Source organism: Agathobaculum sp. (assembly GCF_050946325.1).
Lineage (GTDB): Bacteria > Bacillota > Clostridia > Oscillospirales > Butyricicoccaceae > Agathobaculum.
The window spans coordinates 1-3,079 of the sequence record NZ_JBMNUP010000174.1; the positions used below are offsets into that span (position 1 = coordinate 1).

Consider the following 3,079-nt stretch of genomic DNA (forward strand, 5'->3'; position numbering starts at 1 on the left):
CTGACAGCGAGAAATCGCTGAACTATCTTGTCGGCCTCATGTACGGCCAACTCATCCAGACATTGTACTATGAGGCGGACCGAAAACACAAAGGGAGGCTGCCGGTGCCGGTGCATCTGCTGATCGACGAAGCGCCGAATATCTCACTGCCCACCGACAGCTTTCTTACCTCACTGGCGACGATGCGCAGCCGCGGCATCTTCACGTCCTACATCTGTCAGAATATGGCGCAGATCAAGGCGCTGTTCAACAGGCAGTGGGAATCGCTTGTGGGCCTGTGCGATTCATTTCTCTATTTGGGCGGGAGTGAAAAGGAAACGCACAAATATGTTTCGGAACTCATCGGCAAGCAGACGATCTCATCAGATATCCAGAACCGCAGCCGTGGCCGCAATGGAAGCTGCAGCACCAGCACGCAGCTCTCGGGCCGGGAGTTGCTCACGCCGGACGAGGTCCGCCTGTTGGACAATGGAAAAGCGATTTTGTTTGTGCGCGGGGAACGGCCCATTCTGGACGGCAAGTTTGACCTGCTGCGGCATCCGAATGTGCGGCACACGGAAGACGGAGGCGCGCCGTCCTACGATTATACAGCCGCACACCGGGCCGAAAACGATCTTTCCGGCAGCCCGGAGAACTATGAACTGCTGGATATGCGCGATTTTTTAGCATAGCAACTTACGAAGAAGCATCAAATCCATCCGGGGCAGTACATTAGTGCCCCGGATGACAAAGCAAACAGGGAGGTATATCCGATTGAACATTTGGAATATTTTGAAATTCGCTCATAAAGGGGTGAAAAGCTATCCGGCAAAGCTTGGCCGGGCAGGGCGAAGTGCCTTTGCGCTGTATGCGGCGCTGGCATTGTGCATATCGTGCTTCGCTGCTCCGGCATTCGCCGCAGACGATCCGTTGGCCATTGTAAACAACTTATCTGACTTTGTGTTTTCGCTTATCCGTGCGGTGGGTGTTATCCTGCTGGGCTGGGGCGTGGTACAGGTCGGCCTGTCGTTCCAGAGCCATGACCCCAGCCAGCGCAGCCAGGGCTTTCTGACGCTGGCCGGCGGGCTTGTGATCACTTTTGCACGGGAGATCCTCGCGCTGATCGGTGTATCGTGAATGGGAAAAGAAATGTTCGCCGCAGAGGGAGGTGAGGCCGGATGGGAGAAAATTCGTGGATCATAGACAATCTGAACGCCGCGCTCAATACATGGAACGAAAAGTTGGCTGAGATATGGCAGCTTCTCACGCACGGGCTTGCAGATTTCAAGGGCGGGGGCGTTTGGACTGTCATTCTGAACGTGCACAGCGCGATGACAGCCATCGGTCTGGGCCTGCTGGTGCTGTTCTTTGCCGTGGGTGTAGTAAAGACCTGCGGCAGCTTCGCGGAAGCCCGAAGGCCGGAGCACGCGCTGAAGCTGTTTATCCGATTTGTGCTGGCGAAGGCCGTTGTGCAGTATGGTCTGGAACTCATGCTGGCTGTTTTTGATATCGTGCAGGGCATTGTATCACGCGCCATGAGTGCTGCGGGTACAGGAGGATTGGCGCCGACTACATTGCCGCAGGAGATCGTGGACAAGATCAACGCAGTAGGGTTCTGGAGCAGCATCCCGCTGTGGGCGGTAACGCTGCTGGGCGGGCTGTTCATCACGGTGCTGTCCTTTGTGATGATCATGACAGTGTACGGGCGTGTGTTCCGTTTGTATTTCTATGCCGCGCTGGCGCCCATCCCTCTGGCCGCATTTGCGGGAGAACCAACAAGCAATGTGGGCCGCAGCTTTGTGAAAAGTTATGCGGGCGTATGCTTGGAGGGGGCGGTGATCGCGCTGGCGTGCATCATCTTTTCCGCAATGGCTTCCGCACCGCCTGCCGTGGACAACAGTGTTTCCGCGGTTACGGCGGTTTGGAGCTATGTGGCGGAATTGCTCTTTAACCTCCTCATACTGGTGGGCGCGGTCAAGGCAAGCGACCGTGTTGTCCGGGAGATGATGGGATTGTAGGAACTGTGTACATCCACATCCTGAATTAAAAAGTGTAACAAGGAGGGAAATCTATCGAGATTAAAATTCCAAAAGAGATCCGCGAGTACCAGGAGTCCATCTTTTTCGGGCTCAACACGCGGCAGTTTGTATGTTCACTTCTGGCCCTCGGCGCTGCCGTGGGCCTGTATTTTTTGCTGCGGGATACGGCGGGTACGGAAATGGCCGGCTGGGCCTGTATGCTGGGCGCGGCCCCGTTCGCGGCCTGCGGCTTTGTGCGCTACCATGGCATGACGGCGGAGCAGCTGCTGTGGGCCGTGATCAAATCGGAGCTGCTCACCCCGCACAGGCTGGTGTTCCGGGCGGAGAATCTCTACTATACGGTGATGCACGCCAAGATCGACACAGGAGTACGCAGACCGGAACGGGAAGTGGAGGTGAACCGTTGATCAAGACCCTTACACGAAGCATCCGGCTGGAAAAAGAAAAATTCCGTATTCCCCATTCTGTGCAGGACGCCATCCCCATCAGGCGTATCTGGCCGGACGGCGTCTTCCAGACAGGCAATGCCTACAGCCGTTCTTACCGCCTCACGGATATCAATTACGCCATCGCCGGCAAAGCCGATAAGACGGCGATGCTGCTGGACTATTCAGAGCTGCTCAATGCGCTGGATTCCGGGGCAAGTGCAAAGATCACCATCAACAACCGCCGCGTGGACCGCAGGCAGTTTGAGCAGGAATTGCTGATCCGGCCGCAGGCAGATACGCTGAACGAATACCGGCAGGAGTACAATGATATGCTGCGTTCCCACGCGGCCAGCAACAACAGTGTGGTACAGGAGAGGTATCTCACCCTCAGCGTCCACAAACGCGGCGTCGATGAGGCCCGGGCGTACTTCCAGCGCATGGGCGGCGAAGTCACAGCACGTCTCGGGCAGTTATCCTCGCAGGCTGAGGAACTGGACGCCTCCGCCCGCTTGCAGATTCTGCGCGATTTTTTCAAGGCAGGCCAGCCCGCTGTTGTGCCGTTCAACATGGAGCAGCGGGCAAAGCGCGGCCATGACTTCAAGGACTGGTTCTGCCCGGACAGCCTGGAATTTT

The 3,079-nt window shown here is 56.7% G+C and carries 4 protein-coding genes and 1 pseudogene; all 5 read left to right on the forward strand.

The genetic code is table 11. From position 1 onward, the window contains the following. A partial coding sequence (locus ACOYIE_RS10095) for a type IV secretory system conjugative DNA transfer family protein (RefSeq protein ID WP_433412842.1) occupies positions 1-671 on the forward strand: 671 nt, incomplete at its 5' end. A gap of 172 nt (positions 672-843) precedes the next feature. Next, positions 844-1,116: a glutamyl-tRNA amidotransferase gene (locus ACOYIE_RS10100; protein WP_433412846.1), complete on the forward strand. Its 273-nt coding sequence runs from the start codon at positions 844-846 to the stop codon at positions 1,114-1,116. Positions 1,117-1,157: 41 nt separating this feature from the next. Continuing rightward, complete coding sequence (locus ACOYIE_RS10105) at positions 1,158-1,997, forward strand: hypothetical protein (RefSeq protein WP_433412844.1); 840 nt, start codon at positions 1,158-1,160, stop codon at positions 1,995-1,997. A gap of 53 nt (positions 1,998-2,050) precedes the next feature. Further along, positions 2,051-2,425, forward strand: coding sequence for a PrgI family protein (locus ACOYIE_RS10110; RefSeq protein WP_287400143.1), 375 nt, complete (start codon positions 2,051-2,053; stop codon positions 2,423-2,425). Further along, positions 2,422-3,079, forward strand: a pseudogene (locus tag ACOYIE_RS10115) (VirB4-like conjugal transfer ATPase, CD1110 family); the annotation flags it as partial. The gene ACOYIE_RS10110 and the pseudogene ACOYIE_RS10115, both read left to right, overlap by 4 nt.

What these genes read in the sequence shown, in the direction of transcription:
- ACOYIE_RS10105 (WP_433412844.1), top strand. Translation starts at nt 1,158, where the DNA reads ATGGGAGAAAATTCGTGGATCATAGACAATCTGAACGCCGCGCTCAAT.